Annotated in this window: 23 protein-coding genes and 1 pseudogene; 12 read left to right on the top strand and 12 right to left on the bottom strand. The window is 72.2% G+C overall.

The genetic code is table 11. From position 1 onward, the window contains the following. Positions 1-70: 70 nt before the first annotated feature. A complete protein-coding gene (locus tag BN1555_RS12335; RefSeq protein ID WP_093799438.1) occupies positions 71-664 on the top strand; it encodes a 2'-5' RNA ligase family protein in 594 nt (197 codons plus the stop codon). 97 nt (positions 665-761) lie between these two features. Then, positions 762-1,712, top strand: coding sequence for a YihY/virulence factor BrkB family protein (locus tag BN1555_RS12330; protein ID WP_093799437.1), 951 nt, complete (start codon positions 762-764; stop codon positions 1,710-1,712). Here BN1555_RS12330 and BN1555_RS12325 read toward each other — a convergent pair. Beyond that, entirely contained in the window at positions 1,660-2,919 is a 1,260-nt protein-coding gene (locus BN1555_RS12325) for a D-alanyl-D-alanine carboxypeptidase family protein (protein WP_369688968.1), read from the bottom strand. The genes BN1555_RS12330 and BN1555_RS12325 overlap by 53 nt on opposite strands. Before the next feature lie 160 nt (positions 2,920-3,079). Between BN1555_RS12325 and BN1555_RS12320 the strand changes: the two genes are divergently transcribed. Then, positions 3,080-3,331: an SCO4848 family membrane protein gene (locus tag BN1555_RS12320; protein WP_093799436.1), complete on the top strand. Its 252-nt coding sequence runs from the start codon at positions 3,080-3,082 to the stop codon at positions 3,329-3,331. 2 nt (positions 3,332-3,333) lie between these two features. After that, a complete protein-coding gene (locus BN1555_RS12315; protein ID WP_093799435.1) occupies positions 3,334-4,764 on the top strand; it encodes a metallophosphoesterase in 1,431 nt (476 codons plus the stop codon). 96 nt (positions 4,765-4,860) lie between these two features. On the opposite strand, the gene BN1555_RS12310 is transcribed toward BN1555_RS12315, so the two are convergent. Then, positions 4,861-5,565 (bottom strand): TetR/AcrR family transcriptional regulator, encoded by a 705-nt coding sequence (locus tag BN1555_RS12310; protein ID WP_093803358.1) that lies wholly within the window; start codon positions 5,563-5,565, stop codon positions 4,861-4,863. Position 5,566: 1 nt separating this feature from the next. On the opposite strand from BN1555_RS12310, the pseudogene BN1555_RS12305 reads away from it, so the two are divergent. Further along, positions 5,567-5,970 (top strand): annotated as a pseudogene (locus BN1555_RS12305) (pyridoxamine 5'-phosphate oxidase family protein). 4 nt (positions 5,971-5,974) lie between these two features. On the opposite strand, the gene BN1555_RS12300 reads toward BN1555_RS12305, so the two are convergent. The 7 genes from BN1555_RS12300 to BN1555_RS12270 form a co-directional block, all read right to left on the bottom strand. Further along, a complete protein-coding gene (locus BN1555_RS12300) occupies positions 5,975-6,904 on the bottom strand; it encodes an SMP-30/gluconolactonase/LRE family protein (protein WP_093799434.1) in 930 nt (309 codons plus the stop codon). 23 nt (positions 6,905-6,927) lie between these two features. Next, positions 6,928-7,446, bottom strand: a complete 519-nt coding sequence (locus tag BN1555_RS12295; RefSeq protein WP_093799433.1) for a hypothetical protein — start codon at positions 7,444-7,446, stop codon at positions 6,928-6,930. Between the two features lie 118 nt (positions 7,447-7,564). Next, positions 7,565-8,332, bottom strand: coding sequence for a succinate dehydrogenase iron-sulfur subunit (locus BN1555_RS12290; protein WP_093799432.1), 768 nt, complete (start codon positions 8,330-8,332; stop codon positions 7,565-7,567). Further along, positions 8,332-10,086 (bottom strand): succinate dehydrogenase flavoprotein subunit, encoded by a 1,755-nt coding sequence (gene sdhA / locus BN1555_RS12285; RefSeq protein ID WP_093799431.1) that lies wholly within the window; start codon positions 10,084-10,086, stop codon positions 8,332-8,334. The genes BN1555_RS12290 and sdhA overlap by 1 nt, the downstream gene beginning before the upstream one ends. 22 nt (positions 10,087-10,108) lie before the next feature. Then, on the bottom strand, positions 10,109-10,585 hold the full coding sequence (locus tag BN1555_RS12280) for a succinate dehydrogenase hydrophobic membrane anchor subunit (protein ID WP_093799430.1): 477 nt from the start codon (positions 10,583-10,585) through the stop codon (positions 10,109-10,111). A gap of 5 nt (positions 10,586-10,590) precedes the next feature. After that, entirely contained in the window at positions 10,591-10,971 is a 381-nt protein-coding gene (sdhC, locus tag BN1555_RS12275) for a succinate dehydrogenase, cytochrome b556 subunit (RefSeq protein WP_093799429.1), read from the bottom strand. A gap of 166 nt (positions 10,972-11,137) precedes the next feature. Beyond that, complete coding sequence (locus tag BN1555_RS12270; protein ID WP_255306405.1) at positions 11,138-11,698, bottom strand: 2-oxo-4-hydroxy-4-carboxy-5-ureidoimidazoline decarboxylase; 561 nt, start codon at positions 11,696-11,698, stop codon at positions 11,138-11,140. Positions 11,699-11,904: 206 nt separating this feature from the next. On the opposite strand from BN1555_RS12270, the gene BN1555_RS12265 reads away from it, so the two are divergent. The 4 genes from BN1555_RS12265 to BN1555_RS12250 all read left to right on the top strand — a co-directional run bounded on the left by BN1555_RS12265 (position 11,905) and on the right by BN1555_RS12250 (position 15,151). Then, positions 11,905-13,506, top strand: coding sequence for a beta-N-acetylhexosaminidase (locus tag BN1555_RS12265; RefSeq protein ID WP_255306010.1), 1,602 nt, complete (start codon positions 11,905-11,907; stop codon positions 13,504-13,506). A 168-nt stretch (positions 13,507-13,674) separates the two neighbouring features. Further along, entirely contained in the window at positions 13,675-13,914 is a 240-nt protein-coding gene (locus tag BN1555_RS12260) for a hypothetical protein (RefSeq protein ID WP_093799427.1), read from the top strand. 44 nt (positions 13,915-13,958) lie between these two features. Further along, the gene (locus BN1555_RS12255) at positions 13,959-14,465 is read left to right on the top strand and encodes a hypothetical protein (protein ID WP_093799426.1); all 507 of its coding nucleotides are present in this window, start codon (positions 13,959-13,961) and stop codon (positions 14,463-14,465) included. A gap of 98 nt (positions 14,466-14,563) precedes the next feature. Then, a complete protein-coding gene (locus tag BN1555_RS12250) occupies positions 14,564-15,151 on the top strand; it encodes a hypothetical protein (RefSeq protein WP_093799425.1) in 588 nt (195 codons plus the stop codon). A 232-nt stretch (positions 15,152-15,383) separates the two neighbouring features. On the opposite strand, the gene BN1555_RS12245 is transcribed toward BN1555_RS12250, so the two are convergent. Next, complete coding sequence (locus BN1555_RS12245; RefSeq protein ID WP_255306009.1) at positions 15,384-16,535, bottom strand: N-acetylmuramoyl-L-alanine amidase; 1,152 nt, start codon at positions 16,533-16,535, stop codon at positions 15,384-15,386. A gap of 313 nt (positions 16,536-16,848) precedes the next feature. Between BN1555_RS12245 and BN1555_RS12240 the strand changes: the two genes are divergently transcribed. Next, positions 16,849-17,211: a cupin domain-containing protein gene (locus BN1555_RS12240; RefSeq protein WP_093799424.1), complete on the top strand. Its 363-nt coding sequence runs from the start codon at positions 16,849-16,851 to the stop codon at positions 17,209-17,211. A 311-nt stretch (positions 17,212-17,522) separates the two neighbouring features. On the opposite strand, the gene BN1555_RS12235 is transcribed toward BN1555_RS12240, so the two are convergent. Both BN1555_RS12235 and BN1555_RS12230 read right to left on the bottom strand, forming a co-directional pair. Then, a complete protein-coding gene (locus BN1555_RS12235; protein ID WP_093799423.1) occupies positions 17,523-18,707 on the bottom strand; it encodes an RNA polymerase sigma factor in 1,185 nt (394 codons plus the stop codon). 8 nt (positions 18,708-18,715) lie between these two features. Further along, positions 18,716-19,123 (bottom strand): YciI family protein, encoded by a 408-nt coding sequence (locus BN1555_RS12230; protein ID WP_093799422.1) that lies wholly within the window; start codon positions 19,121-19,123, stop codon positions 18,716-18,718. 307 nt (positions 19,124-19,430) lie between these two features. Here BN1555_RS12230 and BN1555_RS12225 point away from each other — a divergent pair, with 307 nt between their 5' ends. After that, positions 19,431-20,063, top strand: coding sequence for an RNA polymerase sigma factor (locus tag BN1555_RS12225; protein ID WP_093799421.1), 633 nt, complete (start codon positions 19,431-19,433; stop codon positions 20,061-20,063). Further along, a complete protein-coding gene (locus BN1555_RS38940) occupies positions 20,060-21,094 on the top strand; it encodes a hypothetical protein (RefSeq protein ID WP_093799420.1) in 1,035 nt (344 codons plus the stop codon). Before BN1555_RS12225 ends, BN1555_RS38940 begins: the two co-directional genes overlap by 4 nt. Positions 21,095-21,247: the final 153 nt, after the last annotated feature.

The following is a 21,247-nucleotide window of genomic DNA, read 5'->3' as shown; positions in this document are numbered from 1 at the left end:
CGCCACACTGCACACAGGCACACCGCACCACCGCCACAGGACGTACCGGACGACGACGGAGGAGAACGACGTGGGGACCGTAACGCTCGGCGTTTCGATCGCGGTCCCGGAGCCGTACGGCAGCCTGCTCCAGGAGCGGCGCGCGAGCTTCGGGGACCCTGCCGCACACGGCATCCCCACACACGTCACCCTCCTCCCGCCCACCGAGGTCGACGCGGAACTGCTGCCCGCCGTCGACGCCCACCTCGCGCAGGTCGCGTCGTCCGGGCGCGCCTTCCCGATGCGCCTGTCGGGCACGGGCACGTTCCGCCCGCTCTCCCCGGTCGTCTTCGTGCAGGTCGTCGAGGGCGCGGCGGCCTGCTCCTGGCTCCAGAAGCGGGTCCGGGACGCGTCGGGCCCGCTCGTGCGCGAGCTCCAGTTCCCGTACCACCCGCACGTCACGGTCGCCCACGGCATCTCCGAAGAGGGCATGGACCGGGCGTACGAGGAGCTTTCCGCGTACGAGGCGCAGTGGGCCTGCGCCGGTTTCGCGCTGTACGAGCAGGGCGCGGACGGCGTGTGGCGCAAGCTCCGCGAGTACACGTTCGGGGGCCGTGCCGCGAGCGTGGTGCCGGCCCAGAACTCGCCCGTGGACCAGCCCGCGGCGCCTTCGCTGAGGTCCTGACCCCGGGAGGGGCCCACGGCCGGACCGTACGGCCGCGACGCGGGACACCAGCGGGTGAAAGCGCGCTGTTTCCCGCCGCGGAGGGTAGACGCACGTCATGGACTGGCTGAAGAACCTGCCCGTCGTCGGCCCGTTCATGACGCGGCTGGCGGTCACCCACGCATGGCGTACGTACGAGACGCTCGACCGGGTCCACTGGACCCGGCTGGCCGCCGCGATCACCTTCATCAGTTTCCTCGCGCTCTTCCCGCTGATCACCGTCACCGCCTCGATCGGCGCGGCCCTGCTCTCCGACGAGCAGCTGCACCGCATGGAGAGCAAGCTCGCCGAGCAGGTGCCCGGCATCTCCGAACAGCTCGACCTCGCCTCCCTCGTGCAGAACGCGGGCACCATCGGCCTCGTCGCCGGCGCCCTGCTGCTCTTCACCGGCATCGGATGGGTCGGCTCGCTGAGGGAGTGCCTCCGGGCCGTGTGGGACCTGGACGGCACGGACGAGGGCAACCCCGTCGTGCGCAAGCTCATGGACGGCGTGGTGCTGTGCGGCCTCGGCGCGATCGGGCTCGCGTCCTGGGCGGCCTCCTCGGCCGGTTCGACGGCGGTCGACTGGACCGCCGAGCGGTCCGGCCTCTCCGAGAGCGGCGCGGGCGGCGTGCTGCTGCAGATCCTCGCCCTCGCCCTCGCGGCCGGTGCGGACTTCCTGATCCTGCTGTACGTCCTGACCCTGTTGCCGGGGGTGCACCCGGTCAGGCACCGGCTGATCACGGCGTCCCTCATCGGCGCGGTCGGCTTCGAGCTGCTCAAGCTGCTGCTGGGCAGCTACATGAAGGGCGTCGCCGCGAAGAGCATGTACGGGGCGTTCGGCGTCCCCGTCGCGCTGCTGCTGTGGATCAACCTCACGGCGAAGCTGCTGCTGTGCTGCGCCGCCTGGACGGCGACGCGGCACGACAGCGAACGGGCGGAGGAAGAGGGGACCGGCTCCGGCGCCGGTGCGCCGGCTAGCGGCGCGGGCGGCGACGCGACAGGGCAGGCAGTGGCCAGCGCCGGTTGACCAGGAACACCCCGGCGGCCAGCGCCACCAGCGCACCGCCCGTGATCGCGAGCGCGGCGCCGACGCCACTGGCGCCGCCGTCGGTCGCCGCGAGCCGGGTCGTCGTGTCCCGCGCGGCGCCGGCGGTCTCCCCGTCGCCGCCCTTGCCCTTGGCCGGCGGCGCCCCCCGGCCGGTCCTGGCGGACTTCGGCGGCACCAGTTCGCCCACCGGGGCGGCCTTCCCCGACGCCGCGAAGCCCCAGTCGAGGAGACGGGCGGCCTCCTTGTAGACGGCGTGGCCCTCGCTCGCGGACGGGTTCATGACGGTGACGAGCAGCACCTTGTCACCGCGTTGCGCGACACCGGTGAACGTCGCTCCCGCGTGCGTGGTGTTGCCGTTCTTGACGCCCGCGATGCCCTTGTACGGGGTGACCCCCAGGTCGCCGGTCAGCAGGCGGTTGGTGTTCTGGATCTCGAAGCTCTCGCGCTCCTTCCCCTTCTTCTTCTCGCCGGGGAACGTGGCGCTCACCGTCGAGCAGTACTCGCGGAAGTCCTTCTTCTGCATGCCGCTGCGGGCGATGAGCGTCAGGTCGTACGCGCTGCTGACCTGGTTCTTCGCGTCGTAACCGTCGGGTGAGACGACGGTGGTGTCCAGCGCCTGGAGCTCGTCCGCGTGCTTCTGCATGTCCACGACGGTCTTGTCCCACCCCCCGTTCATCTCCGACAGGACGTGCACGGCGTCGTTGCCGGAGCGCAGGAACACACCGAGCCACAGGTCGTGGACGGAGTACGTGTGGTCCTCCTTGATGCCGACGAGGCTGCTGCCCTCGCCGACGTCCGCCAGCTCCTCGTCCGTCACCCTGTGCACCCGCGTCTTGGGCAGCCGGGGCAGGACCGTGTCCGCGAAGAGCATCTTCAGGGTGGACGCGGGGGGCAGCCGCCAGTGGGCGTTGTGCGAGGCGAGCACGTCGCCCGATTCGGCGTCGGCGACGATCCACGACCGGCTGCTCAGCTCCTTCGGCAGGACGGGTGCGTCCGGGCCGAGCTCCACCTGCGTACCGGGCTGCCCGAGCCGCGCTCCGCCGACCGTCGACATGAGGGCGGGAGGCTTCGGCTGCTTGGCGCCGGGCTTGTCGTCCGCGGTCGCCGCGTGCGCGGGCAGGGCGGTGAGTGCGGGCAGCAGCGCGGCGGAGAGAACCGTCAGAGCGGTCCTTTTAACGACAGGCACGATCGAGAACGTACAGGGCGCCGGTGTGGATGTGGACATGGCGGGGACCACCCGTCGCGGGCTCCGCCGGGGGGAGCCCGCGACGGTGTCCGTGTACGCGCCCGGGCCCGCGTCCCCACCCCGGCGGCGGAGGCCGGAGAACGGTGGCGATACTGGGCTCATGAAGCTCAGCCGCCCCGTCTCCTGGTTCCTGCTCGCCTTCGGGGTGTGGAGCTGGTTCATCTGGATCACTTTCGTCAAAAACCTGTGGAAGGACGGCAGCGGGCTCGCCTTCGACGACGCGGGTGACCCGACCACGTACTTCTGGGTGCACCTGCTGCTCGCCGTCACGTCCTTTCTTCTGGGGACGGCCGTCGGGGTGATCGGGTTGCGTGGGGTGCGTGCCCTGCGTCGTGAGCGGAGCCGGGGATAACCATGGGTGCCGTACTGGGTGTCGTCGTGGGCGTGCTGGTGGCCGTCGGTCTGATCGGTGGGGCGCACTGGTACGTGTGGCGGCGGCTGGTCCGCGACACGACCGTGCCGGGTGGTGCCGCCCGGCGGGCGGGCACGGTGGCGGCGGTGGTGCTGCCGCTGCTGGCGGTGGGCGCGCTCGTCTCGGGGCGCTCCGGCGCACCGTTCTGGGCGCAGCAGGTGCTGGCGTGGCCGGGGTTCCTGTGGCTGGCGGTGCTGATGTACCTGCTGCTGGCGCTGGTGGCGGGCGAGGCGGTGCGGCCCCTGCTGCGGTGGTGGCTGGGGCGCAGGGTCGGCGCGTCGCCGGACGGGGTGTCAGGGGAGACTTCCGCCACCCCGCCCCTCCCCGCGGCCGGGGGGCGGGCCGCCCGGGCCCCCGGCAGCGGCCGGATGCCGGCCGTGGCGGCGCCGGACGGCACGGGGACGGGCACGACGCACACGGGCACGCACACCGGCACGGACACGGTGACCGCGCCCGCGGCCTCCGTGGCGCCTCCCGCTCCCGCTCCCGCTCCCGCCGACGGGAACGGTGGAACCGGCAGGACCACCGGCGCCGGCCCCTCGGGGGACCTCTCGCGGCGGCTGTTCGTCTCACGGGTGGTGGGCGCCGGTGCCGCGGTGGCCGCGCTCGGAACCGTCGGGTACGGGACCTACGGGGTGCTGCGCGGTCCGCAGGTGAAGCGGGTCCGGGTGCCGCTGGCCAGACTGCCGCGGAGCGCGCACGGGTTCCGGATCGCCGTCGTCAGCGACGTACACCTGGGGCCGATCCTCGGACGCGCGCACACCCGGCGGATCGTCGACACCATCAACTCCGTCCAGCCCGACCTGGTGGCGGTCGTCGGTGACCTCGTCGACGGGAGCGTGGCCGACCTGGGGCCCGCCGCCGAACCGTTGGCGCAGCTCCGGGCCCGCCACGGGTCCTTCTTCGTGACGGGCAACCACGAGTACTTCTCCGGCGCCGGGCAGTGGGTCGAGCACGTGCGCGAACTCGGTCTGCGGCCGCTGGAGAACGACCGCGTCGAGATCGCCGGCTTCGACCTCGCCGGGGTCAATGACGTCGCGGGCGAGAGCGAGGGCCAGGGTCCCGACTTCGTACGGGCGCTGGGGGACCGGGACCGCACCCGCGCCAGCGTCCTGCTCGCGCACCAGCCCGTCGTCATCCACGACGCGGTGGAGCACGGAGTGGACCTGCAGCTGTCCGGGCACACCCACGGCGGCCAGCTCTGGCCCGGCAACCACATCGCCGCCCTGGCCAATCCGACCGTCGCCGGTCTTGAGCGGTACGGGGACACCCAGCTGTACGTCTCGCGGGGTGCGGGCGCGTGGGGCCCGCCCGTCCGGGTCGGCGCGCAGTCCGACATCACCGTCGTGGAACTGGCTTCCCGCCAGGCGTGACAGCCTGCCGCTCCCCGGCCACGGAGCCGCAGGGCCGCGGGCGGGGGAGGCGGGGGCCGGCCGCGCACCGGCCGGCCGCCGGTGCCCCGCCGCCGGTCAGTGCGCCTTGCGGGAGGCCGCCGCCTGGGCCATCCCCGGCAGGAAGTCCGTGAACAGCTCGTGCACTTCGCGTACGAGCGGACGCAGCACCCGGAAGCGGGAGAGGGCGACCCCGCGGCTGGTGAGGCGGGCGCCGCGTTCGGCGAGGCGGCGGCTGCGCTCCCGGTCCTCGGAGCGGTCGAACACCCAGTACAGGACGAGTCCCATCTGGGAGAGCCACATCAACTCGGGGAGGATGTCGCGCAGTTCCTCGGGGACCTTGGCCCTCGCCCCGGCCAGGACCTCCCGGTGGACGGCGATGGCCGCCTCGCGGGCGTGCTCCGACTCGGGGGAGAAGGGGCTCAGCGGGCTCTCGGGGTCCGCGGCGTTCTTGAAGAACTGGGCCGCGAACTCGTGGTACGGCGCGGCGATGTCCAGCCAGGCCTTCAGCACCCCGGCCATCCGCGCCTCCAGGTCGGTCTCCCGGTCCAGCACGGGCCGGACCGCCGCCTGGTGTTCGGCGGCGATCCGGTCGTAGAAGCCCTGGACGAGGTGTTCCTTGGAGCCGAAGTAGTAGTACGCGTTCCCTACGGAGACGCCCGCCTCCTTGGCGATGGCCCGCATGGTCGTCCTGTCGTAACCGCGCTCCTGGAAGAGCTTGAGGGCGGTTTCGAGGATGAGCGTGCGGGTCTGCTCGCTCTTGGGGGCCTTGTCTTCTTTCACGGTGACCGAGCCTAGCCGGGGACGGAGCACCGGTCGCCGCAGGGCGGGGTGCCCCCGGCTCCTGGAGCGGCAGCGGTTCGGCTTACTCGCGAGCGTCAGGAGCACCGGTCACCCGCACCGGTCGACCGTGCTCTACGACCGGGACCCCGAGGAGCGCGTCCTGGGCGTCTCCTCCACGGCCGACGCCTGAAGGCCCGTCAGCTCCGCCGCGACCCGCACACCTCACTGCACGTCAGCGGCCCGGACGTCCGGTCCTCCGCCGTGGCCGAGGGCGAGGCGGAGATAGTGGACCCGGCGGACGGGGCGGCCCCCGCCGGCCGGCCGGCGCCCGACCGGCGCGTGACGATCCGGATCCGGGTCTCCCGCCTGTACGGGACCGCCCTCGACATCCCCGCCCAGGACTGAGGACTCAGTGCGCACGCCGGATCCGCGGCGCGCCCGTCACGGACATCACCAGCGAGTACAGCGTCGTCGTGGCCGTGATGAACGCGCGGTTGTTCTTCGGGCCGCCGAAGGAGATGTTCGAGACCGCCTCGGGGACGCGGACGCGGCCGATGAGCGTGCCGTCCGGGTCGTAGCAGTGCACCCCGTCGTCCATCGCGGCCACCCACAGCCGGCCCTCGTCGTCGAAGCGGATGTTGTCGAAGCGCGCTCCGTCCCCGGCCTCGGCGAAGACCTTGCCGTCGGAGAGGGCGCCGCCCTCCCGCACGTCGAAGACGCGGATGCACCCGGCCCGCGTGTCGGAGACGTACAACTGCCGTTCGTCGGGGGAGAAGACGAGGCCGTTCGGCGCCTCGGTGCTGTCGGTGACCAGCCGGACCTCGCCGGTGGCGGGATCCGCCCGGTAGACGTTGCAGGAACCGATCTCGCTCTCCGCGCGGAAGCCCTCGTAGTCGCTGGTGATCCCGAAGTCGGGGTCGGAGAACCAGACGGAACCGTCGGAGTGCACGGTCGCGTCGTTCGGGCTGTTGAGCCGCTTGCCCTCGAAGCGGTCGGCGACGACGGTGACCGTGCCGTCGTGCTCGGTGCGGCTGACGCGGCGGTTGCCCTGCTCGCAGCTGATCAGCCGGCCCTCGCGGTCGAGGGTGTTGCCGTTGCTGTGCCCGGCGGGGGAACGGAAGACACCGACGGTGCCGGTCGTCTCGTCCCAGCGCAGCATGCGGTCGTTGGGGATGTCGCTCCAGACGGTCTGCCGCCAGGCGGGCACGTAGAGCGGTCCCTCCGCCCAGCGGCAGTCGTCGTACAGCGTCTCCAGCCGCTCGTCCCCGCTCGCGCACCGTCCGGTGCGGAAGCGGTCGTCCAGGACCTCGTAGACCGAACTGCGGGCGGTGGCGGACATGGGCGGGCCTCTCCGGTCGGCTGTCAGACGCTGAGCGAGCGGGCGTAGTTGATCTGGCCCATGACCATGTGGAAGGTGTCGGGGCCGACGGCCGGGACCATCGTGGAGTGGTGGCGGCCACCGCTGGTCACCGTGACCTGGATGAAGCCGGTCGTCGTCTTCTCCTTCATCAGGAGGAAGAGCAGACCGAGCAGGCAGAAGATGAAGAAGATGACGGCCAGCACGATCGCGACCGTCGGCATCTTCTCCTCGGTGCGGGACATGTCGGTGGCCGTCCACACCGCGCCCTTGAGCGGCATCGTGCCGGACGGGGTGACGATCGAGTCGTTCATGACGGTGATGTCGCCGATCGACATCAGCGGCGCGCCCCCGCCCGCCGGCGGACCGGTGTACGGCACCGGGGTCCCCGGCAGCGTCGGCTGCTGCGGATAGCCGTAGCCCTGCGCCTCGTGGGGATAACCGTAGCCGGGGGTCGGCCCCCACTGGTACTTGCCGTCCGGATCGCCGTCCGCCGCGTACGGATTCGGATTCTGCTCGCTCATGGTTCCCCGTGCTCCCCTCGGCCGGTGTCCTGTGCCCCTGAATCCTGGCACAAGGCGGCCCCGCCGACCGGGTGAACCGGAGGGCGGGGCCGCCTTGTGCCGTACGACCGGGAAGGGGTCAGAAGCGACGCGTGATCAGCGCGCGCTTCACTTCCTGGATCGCCTTGGTGATCTCGATGCCGCGCGGGCAGGCGTCCGTGCAGTTGAACGTCGTGCGGCAGCGCCACACGCCGTCCTTGTCGTTCAGGATCTCCAGCCGCTGCTCGCCGGCCTCGTCGCGCGAGTCGAAGATGAAGCGGTGCGCGTTGACGATCGCCGCCGGGCCGAAGTACTGGCCGTCGTTCCAGAACACCGGGCACGAGGACGTGCACGCGGCGCACAGGATGCACTTGGTGGTGTCGTCGAAGCGCTCGCGCTCCTCGGCGGTCTGCAGACGCTCACGCGTCGGCTCGTTGCCCTTGGTGATGAGGAAGGGCATGACGTCGCGGTACGCCTGGAAGAACGGGTCCATGTCGACCACGAGGTCCTTGAGGACCGTGAGGCCCTTTATGGCCTCGATCGTGATCGGCTTCTCCGGGTTGATGTCCTTGATCAGCGTCTTGCAGGCGAGCCTGTTCTTGCCGTTGATCCGCATCGCGTCGGAGCCGCAGATGCCGTGCGCGCACGAGCGGCGGAAGGTGAGCGTGCCGTCGGTCTCCCACTTGATCTTGTGGAGACCGTCGAGCACGCGCTCCTTCGGGTCGATCTCGATCTGGAAGTCCTGCCACTCGGCCTCGGCCGAGATCTCCGGGTTGAAGCGGCGGATCCGGAAGGTGACCGTGATGTACGGGGAGGCGACGGGCGCGGGCTTCGCGTCGTCGACCTTGTCCAGGGTCGGAGTAGCCATCAGTACTTACGCTCCATCGGCTGGTAGCGGGTCTGGACGACCGGCTTGTAGTCGAGACGGATCGACTCGGTGCCGTCGTCGCCGACCTCGCGGTACGCCATGGTGTGGCGCATGAAGTTGACGTCGTCGCGGTTCGGGAAGTCCTCGCGGTAGTGACCGCCGCGGGACTCCTTGCGCGCCAGGGCGGACACGGCCATGACCTCGGCCAGGTCGAGCAGGTTGCCCAGCTCGATGGCCTCCAGCAGGTCGGTGTTGAACCGCTTGCCCTTGTCCTGGATCGACACGTTCAGGTACCGCTCGCGCAGCTCGCCGATCTTCGCGACCGCCGTCTTGATCGTCTGCTCGGTGCGGAACACCATCACGTTGGCGTCCATCGTCTCCTGGAGCTCCCGGCGCAGGTCGTGGACCCGCTCGGTGCCGGTGGAGTTGCGCAGGCGCTCGACCTGCGCGACGACGAGCGACGCCGGGTCCTCGGGGAGCTCGACGTAGTCGTGCGCGGCCGAGTACTCGGCCGCGGCGATGCCGGCGCGCTTGCCGAAGACGTTGATGTCGAGCAGCGAGTTGGTGCCCAGGCGGTTCGCGCCGTGCACCGAGACGCAGGCGACCTCGCCGGCGGCGTACAGGCCCGGAACGACCGTGGTGTTGTCCGCGAGGACCTCGCCCCTGACGTTCGTCGGGATGCCGCCCATGGCGTAGTGCGCGGTCGGCTGGATCGGGATCGGGTCCGTGTAGGGCTCGATGCCCAGGTACGTACGCGCGAACTCGGTGATGTCCGGGAGCTTCGCGTCGAGCTGCTCCGGCGGCAGGTGCGTGAGGTCGAGGAAGACGTGGTCGCCCTCGGGACCGCAGCCGCGGCCCTCACGGATCTCCGTGTAGATCGAGCGCGAGACGACGTCACGGGACGCGAGGTCCTTCATGACCGGCGCGTACTTCTCCATGAAGCGCTCGCCGTCCTTGTTGCGGAGGATGCCGCCCTCACCGCGGGCGCCCTCCGTCAGCAGGATGCCCATGCGCCAGATGCCCGTCGGGTGGAACTGGAAGAACTCCATGTCCTCCAGCGGCAGCCCGCGGCGGTACGCCGCGGCCTGGCCGTCACCGGTCAGGGTGTGCGCGTTCGACGTCACCTTGAAGAACTTGCCGGTGCCGCCGGAGGCGAAGATGATCGCCTTCGCCTGGAAGATGTGGATCTCGCCGGTCGCCAGCTCGTAGGCGACGACGCCCGCGGACCTGCGGACCCCGTCGACCTCCTGCATCAGCAGGTCGAGGACGTAGAACTCGTTGAAGAACTCCACACCCTCCTTGACGCAGTTCTGGTACAGCGTCTGGAGGATCATGTGGCCGGTGCGGTCCGAGGCGTAGCAGGACCGGCGGACCGGGGCCTCACCGTGGTTGCGGGAGTGGCCGCCGAAGCGGCGCTGGTCGATGGTGCCGTCCGGGGTGCGGTTGAACGGCAGGCCCATCTTCTCCAGGTCGAGAACGGAGTCGATGGCCTCCTTCGCCAGGATCTCGGCGGCGTCCTGGTCGACCAGGTAGTCGCCGCCCTTGATCGTGTCGAAGGTGTGCCACTCCCAGTTGTCCTCCTCCACGTTCGCCAGCGCGGCGGCCATGCCGCCCTGCGCGGCGCCCGTGTGGGACCGGGTGGGGTAGAGCTTCGTCAGCACGGCGGTGCGGCTGCGCTTCGTCGACTCGATGGCCGCGCGCATGCCCGCGCCACCGGCGCCGACGATGACGGTGTCGTACTTGTGAATCTTCATGGTGGTTGCCTCAGCCCCGGGCCTAGCGGATGTTCGGGTCGAAGGTGAAGATCACCAGCGTGCCCAGAAGGACGGTGAACACCGTGGCGGTGTACAGCAGGTTCTTCAGCCAGAAGCGGGTGTTCGGCCGCTCCGCGTAGTCGTTGATGACGGTACGCAGGCCGTTGGCGCCGTGCAGCATGGCCAGCCACAGCATGAGCAGGTCCCAGGTCTGCCAGAACGGCGAGGCCCAGCGGCCGGCCACGAAGGCGAAGCCGATCTTGGACACGCCGCCGTCCAGCACCAGCTGGATCAGCAGGTGGAAGAGGACCAGGACGACCAGCACGATGCCGGACAGCCGCATGAACAGCCAGCCGTACAGCTCGAAGTTCGTACGGGTCGACTTGGGCGTCTTCTTGGTACGAGCGCGGGGCGGCTCGATGACGGGAGCGGGGTTGTCCACGTCGTAGCGGCTTACGCCCTCGACGGGGCCGACTGCGCCAGTGGTCTCGATGGACATGTGCCTCAGCTCCCGAAGACTTCGCGTACGGCGTGGCCGAGCACGGGGTAGAGAGCGCCCGCCATCAGCACGATCCAGATGCCCATCACGGTCCAGAACATCTGCTTCTGGTAGCGCGTGCCCTTGGACCAGAAGTCCACGGCGATGACACGGAGACCGTTGAGCGCGTGGAAGAGGATGGCGGCGACGAGGCCGTACTCCAGCAATGCCACGAGAGGGGTCTTGTAGGTGGCCACGACGTCGTCGTACGCCTCGGGGGAGACGCGGACGAGAGCGGTGTCGAGGACATGCACGAACAGGAAGAAGAAAATGAGGACGCCGGTGACTCGATGAGCCACCCAGGACCACATACCTTCCCGGCCGCGGTACAGCGTTCCAGCCGGCACGGAAAAACCCTCCGGGAGCGGGGATCAGGGTCGGCCGGCTTCGATGTCGGTCTGACCCGGCCGGGTACGGTCCACCGGCCCCGGTCATCGTAGCGACGACTTGTCGGTTCGTTCGCGCGGGGTCCACTGGTGTGATCAAAGTGGCAGTCAAACGGCCACGGACGGGCTATCGGGCGGGTACCTGGCGGCCGGTCTGGCAAGAAAGGTCGGTGTTTGCCGGTAAAACAACGGATTTCCGCAGATCGGAGACGATACGGGCGAGCCGTCCCCGCGCCAGCCCGCGCAGCTCGTCGGCGGCGACCGCCCGCTCCTCGTCCGGTTCGTTGCCCAGCCGGGAGCGGATCCCGGCCAGCACCTGGTCGAGGTGCTCCTCGGGGCGGAAGCCGTCCAGGCAGATCACGAAGGCGTGGCCGAAGCTGCTCTCGTACGCCGCGTGGGCGGCACGCAGCGCGGTGTGCGCGGCGGCGGGGGCGCCCTCGTGCGGGCCCGCCGAGGACTCGCGGCTCAGCGCCTCGGAGATCTCGTCGAAGGACAGGTCGTATGCCGCCTCGTCGGCCGCGGCGAGCAGCGAGCCGACATCGGGGTAGGGGCGGTGTGCGGCGACGCGCCGCGCCCAGCGCGGGCTGGCGCAGCAGGCGAGCAGGGCGGTCTCGGCGGCGCCGGCGGGCGCGGCGTTGAAGCGGCCGAGGCCGGCGGGGGTCGCGGGCCCGCGGTTCTGCTCGGGTATGGCCGTACGTCCCGGCGGTGCGCTGGACAGCGTGAGCTCCTCGGAAGGGGGACGGCGAGAAGGGTGGGGCGGGTGAGGCACCACGCTATCGATGATCTTCAAATGCTGTCGACGGATGCGTGAATCTCACCCGAACGGGAGAGTTTGAACACACATACTGGCCCATTAGTGGACGATTAGGGGGCCGATTGGGCATCGTTTGCTGAATGATGTCGCAATTCAGGGGGCCGCTGGCCGTGGCCGCCGCCTCCTTGCTCGTCCCGCTCATCGCCACCGCCGTCCCCTCGGCGTCGTCGGCACCAGCAGAACCAGCAGCGCCGTCCACCAAGGCAGCACCGCCCGCCAAGGCGGCACCGTCCACGCCGGCGGCACCGTCCCCCAAGGCGGGGCCGACCGAGCCGCCCAGCGCCGTCCCGTCCGTACAGGAGTATGACGCCGCGACCGGCCCGGGCTGGCAGCCCCAGCGCTCCACGCGTGTCGTCGTGGCGCCGGGCGACAGCGAGCTCGCCGACGAGGGCAAGCTCCTCGCCCAGGAGATGAAGCGCGGCTTCTCGTCCACCGGGTCCGGCCGCGCCGGTGACATCGAGCTGGCGCTGGCACCAGGCGGCGCCCCCGAGTCGTACACCCTCACCGTCCGTGACGGACGGGTCCGGGTCACCGGAGCCGACGAGGCCGGTGTCTTCTACGGGACCCGCACCGTCAAGCAGGCCCTGCGCGCCGACGGCCGCCTGTCCGAGGGCGTCGTACGCGACAAGCCCGCCAAGCCGCAGCGCGGACTGATGCTCGACACCGCGCGCAAGCACTACACCGCCGGGTGGATCGAGGACACCGTCCGCGAGATGGGCGACCTCAAGCTCAACCAGCTCGTCCTGCACTTCTCCGACGACCAGGGCTTCCGGATCGCGTCCGAGAGCCACCCCGAGATCGTCTCCGAGCAGCACCTCACCAAGGCCGAGGTCCGGCGGATCGTGAAGCTGGCCCAGAGCCGCCACATCGAGGTGATCCCGGAGATCGACTCGCCGGGCCACCTCGGCGCGGTGATGCGCGCGCACCCGGACCTCCAGCTGCGCGACGTCAACGGCGCGGCGACGCCCGGCGCCGTGGACATCTCCAACCCCGCGTCCGCGCGGATCGTGGACGACCTGCTGAACGAGTACGCCGGTCTCTTCCCCGGCCGCCACTGGCACCTCGGCGGTGACGAGTACCAGGCGCTGATGAAGCGGGACCCGGAGGCGTCGTACCCGCAGCTCGCCCGCGCGGCCGTCAGCAAGTACGGCTCCGGCGCCAGGATCCAGGACCTGGCCACCGGTTGGCTGAACGACCGCGCGGCGGCTCTCCGTCCGCACGGCAAGCGGCTCAAGTCGTGGAACGACGGCCTCCACGCCGGTGGCGTCGTCAAGGCCGACCAGGACCGCGAGGTCGAGTACTGGACCGGCAAGGAGATCGGCGCGCGGCAGCCGGCCGAGTACCTGAGTGAGGGCCGCAAGCTGGTCAACGCCAACGACGAGTACCTCTACTACGTGCTCGGCGAGCCCAACACCTTCACCTACCCGACCGGCCGCCGCATCTACGAGTCCTGGACGCCCCTGGTCCTGCGCGGCACCGACCCGGTGCCGGCGCGTTACGCGGACCAGATCCTGGGCGGTCGCCTCGCGATCTGGGGCGACCTCCCGAACGCCCAGACGGAGGCGGAGGTCGCGCGCGGCATCCACCTCCCGCTGCGCGCCCTCGCCCAGAAGACCTGGGACGCGGACAAGCCCGCGCTGGACTGGGAGGGCTTCAAGGCGCTGGCCGGGCGTACGGGCTGACGGCCCGAACCGCGCACTCGTGGGGGACGCCGGCCGGCGGCGTATGTTCCGCATGCAGCCGCCGGCCGGCGTCCGCACGGTCCGGCACGCTCCGGGGAGGGGCGCCCCGGCGCTCCCGGGGTGCCCGGCCATGCCGTGCGCGCTGCGGTACGGAAAAGGCCACGACCGGTGAAGGGCTCCGCGCCGCCCGCCCGCTCGCCGCCGCCGTCCGCGCCCGCCCCGCCCGTCTCCGGGCCCGTCGCGGCACTCCGCCCGCCGGTCGGGCTGTCGTACGTCGTGACGGCGCTGCCGGGCGCCGTCGTCGCGGCCGCCGGGCTCGCGATCCTCCTCGTACGCGCGCTGACGCGCACGCAGCGCCTCAGGACGACCGTGCCCTCTCCCGTTTCGGCTGACATGGCCACACCATGACGCGACGCGGGCAGAATGTGGCAGACGCGTGGGGGGAGCGGGGCATGGGTTTCTGGGGTTACTTCGTGGTCGGCCGGAGCGGGCGGCCGCTCGCGGAGCTGGCGGCGCTCGCGGACGTACGGGAAGGTCTGGTGCTCCACGAGACGCGGGGCGACGGGTGGCAGGTGTGGGTGCGGTCCAGTGAGCCGCAGGCCGGCGACATGGGGGCGCTCGCCCGGGGGGTGTGCGGGGAGACGGGGACGCCCGCGCTGTTCGCGTTCGTCATGGACAGCGACTGCGTGGTCGTGGAGGGGGCGACCTCCGCGGAGGCGGCCGGTTCCTGGTTCGGCTGCCTGGGGCGCGAGGCGATGGCGGGCCACCTGGGCGCCGACGGGCTGGTACTGGAGGACCTGTTCCTCACGCCGGAGGGAGCCGCGGTGAAAGCGGTGGAGTGGTCGGCCGCGGCCGGACGGACCGTGGCCCCGGGCGCACTGGCCGACGTACTGCGGCAGGAGGCGGACCCCCTGGCCGAGGAGCTCTTCGCGCGCTTCCTGGACCGGCTGGGGCTGTGAGCGGGCGGTGAGCCGTCTGTGACGTAATCGCGGTGCGGTACGCAGTCGGAAGGAGAAGGTCCGCACCGAGCGGGCCCTGCAGTGCCGAGGGAGGCACCGTGACCCTGGTGGAACTGATCGGCCGCGCCGACGAACGGAGTCTGGCGGCGAGCGCGGTGGCCTGCCTGGACCGCTGTCTGCCCCTGCTGGAGTACGTCGAAGGCGTCGAGCGCATCGGCCTCGACACGGACGAGGCGCTCAGGCCGCTGTGGGCCGCGGTCGAGGGCGGCGACGCCTGGCTCGGCCGGCTGCGCCGGGTCGCGGTCGTGGTGGAGCGCGTCGCGGGGACGGCCCCCGGTGAGCTGGCCGGCTTCGCAAGCCGCATGGCCGCCGCCGTCCCCATCGCTTACGACGCGCTCGCGCTGCGCGAGTGGGCCGAGGACTGCTCGGCCGCCGTGCTGGAGGTCCACCTGCGGCTGGACGGGGTGGCGCCGGGCGACCACGGGGCGCGTGTGAAGGCGTACCGCAGCGGCGGGACCGACGGCATCGGCCCGCTCACGGCCGGCGAGCTGCGCCGCCAGGCCCAGCTCCTGGAGATGCTCTCCGGGGACTCGGGAGGCGGGCTGAACCACGCCCTCCAACTCTCGAACGAGGGCAAGCGCGTCCTGCGCGCCGCGGCCTCACGCCGGGCCCGCAGCAGCGGCTGACCGGCTGACCGGCTGACCGGCTGACCGGCTCGCCGGTTCGCCGTGCCCTGGCCGGCGTGCTCCGCCGGCTCGCGGCCCGGCAGCGGGCCCACCGTCCCTGCGGCCGTCCTGACGACTGCCCCCGGCGGACCGGGGGGCCGGGGCCCCTCCTGGGGAGGGACCCCGGCGGTGTGCGGGGCACGCTCCGCGCCCTTTTCCGGGGGCGGCGGGGCGGGGAGCGCGACCGGCTCCGCTACGGGGCCGGCGTCCGGCCGGTGTCGGAGGGGGCGGAGAGCGTGGGAGGTGCGGAGGGGGCGCTCGCCGCGGTGCGGATGGCGGGCAGGTCGGCGTAGAGGTTGCTGCCGGGGCACTCGGTCGGGTAGCCGTCGCGGTGCCCGGAGATCCGGCCCATGACGACCTGCTGGCCCAGCTTGTACTTGCCGTTGTCGGCGCCTGCGGTCAGTGTCGCGGTGCCGCTCGGGTCGTGCCCGTACAGACCGAGCTTCCAGGCGGCGATCCTGGCGACGGACTCACGGACGACGGGTGTGGTGGTCGCGGTGTTGTAGTCGCCGAGGACGGAGACGCTGCTCGTGCCGGTGTTGAAGCCGTAGGTGTGCGCGCCCTGGACGGGCTTGTCGATGCCGCCCGCGCGGCCCTCGAAGAGGGTGCCGCACTTGTCGGCGAGGAAGTGGTAGCCGATGTCGTTCCAGCCCTGGCTCCGCACGTGGTAGATGAACAGACCCCGGACGACCGAAGCGGATTCGGCGCAGGTGTAGTCGTTCGACCCGGCCGTGTGGTGGACGAAGACGGCCTTGGTGTCGGCCGTGTACGCCGGGGGGCCCGCCACCAGCGTCTCGTCGGCGCCCCAGCCGGCCCGTGAGGTGACGGACGGCTGCCCCGGCGCGGTGGGTGCCACGGTCGCGGTACGGGGGGAGGGTGTGTCGGCGCTCCCGGGGTCGACCAGATCGACGCGCAGGCCGTCCGGCAGGCGCCGCTCCGCGGACACGCGCAGCTGTACGCCGTCGGAGGGGCCGGTCCACAGCGGCTGGGTACCGGCACGCAGGCCGGGCCCGGAGTGCTCGGGCCCGCTCTCCGGCGTACGCACATCCGTGTCGAGCGCGCGCCAGCCGGACCAGGCTCCCGTGCGGCTGTCCCGGGTGCGGACCTCGGCCGTACCGCCGAGCTGGGTGTACGGGTCGTCCCAGGTGACGCCGACCAGGCTGAACGGCAGGGTGGTGTGCTGCGGGAGCGCGCGCACGGCCGGGTCGCCGCCGGCCGGGACGTCGAAGGTGTGCAGGGTGCCGGACGTCCCGGCGGCCGTGGCGGGAGCGGGCGGGGTCGCGAGGGCCGTAGGGCCGGTGAGGGCGAGCGGACCGGCGGCCAGGGACGACGCGGCGAGCAGCACGGCGGCGCGGCCGAATGCCTTTGGCCTGCCTGCCGAAAGCTTTTGAATTGTGGAAATGCCAGTTGTTCGCATGGAATTCATCGGTGGTGGCACGGGGCTCCATCTCTCGCTCGGCAGGCAACTCGGAACCGGGCGGTTATACACCGGGCGAACGGTGCGTGCGAGCATGCGGAAGAAATAGGGTTATTCGAGTTGGAGGGAACGCCGTCTTCGGTCTCCGCTCTCAGATGTCGCGCCCCGCAGCGGGCGGGACCAGACTGGAAGGAGGCGGAGTTTCCCGGAACTTCCGTGTCGGATCCGCCGCGGAGGAGCCATGGAGTCGACCACGCGGAATGACGCTCCTGTCGCGATCGAAGGCGGCGGGGTGGAGCTGCGCATGCGGGAAATCGGAGGCGGCATGACGGTCGCTTTCGCGCGGTTTCCCAAGGGCACGGACATGGGGCCGCTCGCCAAGGGCCTGCCCGATGATCTGTGCCAGTGCCCGCACTGGGGTTACCTGTCCAAGGGTCGGCTGAGAATGCGGACCAAGGACGGTGAAGAGATTTACGAGGCGGGGCAGGCTTTCTACTGGGCGCCCGGTCACGTTCCCGAAGCGCTCGAGGACTGCGAGTATCTGGACTTCTCGCCGACGGAGGAGTTCAACGAGGTGGTCGACCACCTCAAGTCGCAGATGTGAGTCCGTGAACCGGATGGGTCACGTCCGTGAGTACGGGCGCAGGGTGTTTCGCGGCTCTTTGCGGATGAGCCCGGGCGAGCCGCTTTTCAGGCAGCCGAACCGTCACGGACGGGTCCCTCCACCGGATGCTTCAGCCGACGTGTCTGCCGAGACACCACGTCTCCGGCGCGCAGGTCGCTGCCGCTGAGCCCGCCCGCCGGCGATGTGCCGTGCAGCCGGCCCCGACCCGCCTCCTCGCTTCGAGGCGACCGCTCCGGCCATGGGGCCGCGCCGAGTGCCGTGGGAGACGTGGGAAGTCCGAGCGGGACCCGTCAGCGGCGCAGGCGGGCGTTGAGCCGGGCGGCCTGGCGCGTCAGGTGGTCGCGCTCGGCGAGGTTGGGTGCCTTCCGGGCCGCCTCGGCGTACAGCCGCGCCGCCGTCACCGGGTCGCCGTCGCGCTCGTGGAGGTACGCCGCCACCGCGGCGTGGCGGGGGACGGGGGACTCCCTGCCCGGGCGAAGTCGAGAGCTCGGGGAAGAGCCGTCCAGCGCCGCGAGCGCCGCCAGGCCGGCGCGCGGTCCGTCGGCCTCGCCGACGGCCACCGCGCGGTTGAGCCGGACGACGGGGCTGTCGGTCAGGCGCGCGAGCTCGTCGTACCACTCGACGATCTGCACCCAGTCGGTCTCCTCGGCGGTGGGCGCGTCGGCGTGGAGTGCCGCGATGGCGGCCTGGGCCTGGAACTCGCCCAGCCGATCGCGGGCGAGAGCCGCCTGAAGGATCCGGACGCCCTCGGCGATCGACTCGGTGTCCCACCGGCCGCGGTCCTGCTCGGCGAGCGGCACCAGGCTGCCGTCGGGCGCGGTCCGGGCGGCCCGCCGGGCGTGGTGGAGCAGCATGAGGGCAAGCAGCCCCGCCACTTCCGGGTGGTCGATCGCGGCCGCGAGCCGCCGGGTGAGCCGGATGGCCTCGGCGGCCAGGTCGACGTCGCCGGAGTAGCCCTCGTTGAAGACCAGGTAGAGGACGCGCAGCACGGTGGCGACGTCGCCGGGCTGGTCGAACCGCACTTCGGAGACGGTGCGCTTGGCCCGGCTGATGCGCTGCGCCATCGTCGCTTCGGGCACCAGGTAGGCCTGGGCGATCTGGCGGGTGGTGAGCCCGCCGACGGCGCGCAGGGTGAGGGCGACGGCGGACGACGGCGTCAGCGACGGGTGGGCGCACAGGAAGCAGAGCTGGAGCGTGTCGTCCACCGCGGGCGCGGGCCCGGGCGCCGGCTCCTCTTCGACGAGGTCCTCGCGCCGGCGGCGGGCGGTGTCCGCCCGGGTCGCGTCGAGGAACCGGCGCCAGGCCACGGTGACGAGCCAGCCCTTCGGGTCCCGTGGCTGGTCGGCCGGCCAGACGCGGACCGCCTCGACCAGCGCGTCCTGCACGGCGTCCTCGGCCGCCGCGAAGTCGGCTCCGCGGCGGACGAGGATCCCGAGCACGCTCGGTGTGAGGCTCCGGATCAGGGCCTCGTCCATCTGGGAAGTCACTCCGTGACGGTGGGCGGCGCGGTCAGGAACGGGCGCACCTCGAGCCACTCGTGGATCGGCTTCCCACCCGCCCCGGGGGCGGCCGACAGCTCACCGGCCAGCTCGACGGCGCGCTCGTAGCTGTCGACGTCGATCACCATCCAGCCGGCGATGAGGTCCTTGGTCTCGGCGAACGGGCCGTCGGTGACCGGCGGGCGCCCCTCGCCGTCGTAGCGCACCCACGCCCCCTCGGGGGCGAGCGCCTGGCCGTCCACGAACTCGCCGGTCCCCTCCAGCCGGGCCGCGAAGTCCTGCATGTACTGCACGTGGGCGGAGATCTCCTGGGGCGTCCACTGGTCCATGGGCACGTCGTTGGCCGGGGCCGGGGCGCCGCGGTAGTGCTTGAGCAGCAGGTACTTGGCCATCGTTTCGCTCCTCGGTGCTGGTGCGACCCATTGTGGTCGCTCTCACCACGGGGACGGAGCCGGTCACGGGTTCTCGACATCGCCGTCCGAACTTTTTCGGCACTTGTAAACGAGCCCGGACGAGCCTGGGTGAGCCCGGGGGAGCCGTCTCGTGGTGCCCGGGTCCACGGCGTGGCGCGAGGCCGGGCCGAGGTCCCCGAACCGGGCCGGACGGAGGAACTGTGACGTTTCCGCGGCTCCGGGCGCAGAGCAAGGGGGGGCATGGGCACGGTGACCAGTGCCGAGTCGGTACCACGAAGAGGGACGTGTGGTCAGGGGCGGGGAGCGGCGTCGCACACAGGAGTGCGACGCGGAGTTGGGCGCTGCCGTCGAGCGGGCCCAGCAGGGGGACGAGGACGGGTTCGCTGCGGCCTACCGCCTCGTGCACCCGGGGCTGCTCGGATACGTACGGGGGCTCGTCGGGGAGGACGCCGAGGACGTGACGTCCGAGGCATGGCTGGAGATCGCGCGCGACCTGGGGCGGTTCCGCGGCGACGGGGCGGGATTCCGCGGCTGGACGGCGACGATCGCCCGCCACCGCGCACTCGACCACTTGCGCAAGCTGAAGCGAAGGCCGCGTACGTCGATGCTGGAACAGGACGTACTGGAACTGCCCGCCGGCCGGGACACCGCCGACGACGCGCTCGAAGCGCTGTCGACCGGGCAGGCGCTGGAAATGATCGCCACACTGCCGCGCGAGCAGGCGGAGGCGGTGCTGCTGCGGGTGGTCGTCGGACTCGACGGGCCGGCGGCGGCCCGGGTGCTGGGCAAGCGCAGCGGATCCGTGCGGACGTCCGCGTACCGCGGGCTCAAGCGGCTGGCCGAGCAACTGGCCCCGGACGGCGGCCGGACGGGCGCTGTGACGTCTGCGGCGCCGCGCACGCTGAAGGATGAGACATGAGACGGGTATGGGAACAGGCGAGGGGCCGGCGGCCTGCCGAGACCGGGGCCGGGGAACGGGAAGCGGCGGACGAGGAGCCTGTCACGCCGGAGGTCGAGGCGTTGCTGGCCGCCGTACGCCGTCCATCGCCTCGCCGTGGTGAGGAGAGCGCGCAGGCGGCGCTCGCCGCGTACCGGGAGGCGCGTGACTCCGGCGCGCACGCCCTTCCGGGACGCTGGTGGCGGGCACGAGGGCGTGACGACTGGCGGCCGTCCCGGCGGCGGCGCGGCGCGCTGCCGGTCAGGGCGGCGTTCGCCTCGGCCGCGGCGACGGTGACGCTGGGCGGAATGGCGCTGGCGGCCGGCACGGGGGCGATCCCGGCGCCGTTCGGGCACGGCGGCGGCGGGGGCAGTGGTACGGACGGCGGCACCGGCGCCGGAACGGCGGGGACCCGCAGCAGCGCGCCGGCGACGCCCGGTGCGGAGCGGGGGAGCGCGGGGGACACGGTGACGGGAGGCGCGGAGCGCCGCCCTTCGGCCGGCGCCACCCGCCCGGTGACCGCGCTCCCGTCCCGGACCCGGGACGACGTGGAGTACTGCGCCGTGTACCTGGCGTCCGACGGGCGTGGGGCCGCCTCCCGCGGCGGTGCGGCTCCCGGGCGTCCGACAGCAGACGCCGCAGCCGCCGGGCAGTCGGTGGAGGCGTACTGCGAAGACGTGCTGGAGGCCGGGAAGCGGCCGGGGCAGGAAGCGGAGGGCGAGGGCTCCCCGAAGGCGCCGAGGCCCTCGAAGGCGCCGAAACCGCCGAAGTCGTCGAAGCCCTCGAAGGCGGCCGGGGCGCCGAGGACGCCCGAACCCCCGGCGCGGCCGGCCGGCGGTGCCGCGAAGCCCGGGCATCCCGTAAAACCCGCGAAGCCCGCGAAGCCCACGAAGTCCGTAGAACCCGCAGGCAAGGGCGAGGGCGAGGGCGGCAGCGAAGGCAAGGGCGGCGGTGGCCGTCAGAGCGGAAACGGCGCCCAGCGCAACGGCGAGAGCGGACCCCGCAAGCAGTGAGCGGTCCGGTGGACGGTCCGACGGGGGCCGGTGAGCGGCGCCGGTGTGCGGCCGCCGCCGCCCGGGGCCCGGGCCCCGGGAAGGCGAAGTGGAGCCGCCGCCGGTCCTGGAAGGACGACCGGGGCCGCCACCCCCCACAGGAGAGGCCCCGGC

The organism is Streptomyces sp. Wb2n-11, assembly GCF_001049855.1.
Taxonomy (GTDB): Bacteria; Actinomycetota; Actinomycetes; order Streptomycetales; family Streptomycetaceae; genus Streptomyces; species Streptomyces altiplanensis.
Note: the sequence above shows the minus strand (reverse complement) of the source record. Positions and strands in the feature narration are given on the sequence as shown.

Coding starts and splice junctions, on each gene's coding strand:
- BN1555_RS12330 (WP_093799437.1), top strand. CDS start 762: ATGGACTGGCTGAAGAACCTGCCCGTCGTCGGCCCGTTCATGACGCGG.
- BN1555_RS12320 (WP_093799436.1), top strand. CDS start 3,080: ATGAAGCTCAGCCGCCCCGTCTCCTGGTTCCTGCTCGCCTTCGGGGTG.
- BN1555_RS12315 (WP_093799435.1), top strand. CDS start 3,334: ATGGGTGCCGTACTGGGTGTCGTCGTGGGCGTGCTGGTGGCCGTCGGT.
- BN1555_RS12300 (WP_093799434.1), bottom strand. CDS start 6,904: ATGTCCGCCACCGCCCGCAGTTCGGTCTACGAGGTCCTGGACGACCGC.
- BN1555_RS12295 (WP_093799433.1), bottom strand. CDS start 7,446: ATGAGCGAGCAGAATCCGAATCCGTACGCGGCGGACGGCGATCCGGAC.
- BN1555_RS12290 (WP_093799432.1), bottom strand. CDS start 8,332: ATGGCTACTCCGACCCTGGACAAGGTCGACGACGCGAAGCCCGCGCCC.
- sdhA (WP_093799431.1), bottom strand. CDS start 10,086: ATGAAGATTCACAAGTACGACACCGTCATCGTCGGCGCCGGTGGCGCG.
- BN1555_RS12280 (WP_093799430.1), bottom strand. CDS start 10,585: ATGTCCATCGAGACCACTGGCGCAGTCGGCCCCGTCGAGGGCGTAAGC.
- BN1555_RS12265 (WP_255306010.1), top strand. CDS start 11,905: ATGATGTCGCAATTCAGGGGGCCGCTGGCCGTGGCCGCCGCCTCCTTG.
- BN1555_RS12255 (WP_093799426.1), top strand. CDS start 13,959: ATGGGTTTCTGGGGTTACTTCGTGGTCGGCCGGAGCGGGCGGCCGCTC.
- BN1555_RS12240 (WP_093799424.1), top strand. CDS start 16,849: ATGGAGTCGACCACGCGGAATGACGCTCCTGTCGCGATCGAAGGCGGC.
- BN1555_RS12235 (WP_093799423.1), bottom strand. CDS start 18,707: ATGGACGAGGCCCTGATCCGGAGCCTCACACCGAGCGTGCTCGGGATC.
- BN1555_RS12230 (WP_093799422.1), bottom strand. CDS start 19,123: ATGGCCAAGTACCTGCTGCTCAAGCACTACCGCGGCGCCCCGGCCCCG.
- BN1555_RS38940 (WP_093799420.1), top strand. CDS start 20,060: ATGAGACGGGTATGGGAACAGGCGAGGGGCCGGCGGCCTGCCGAGACC.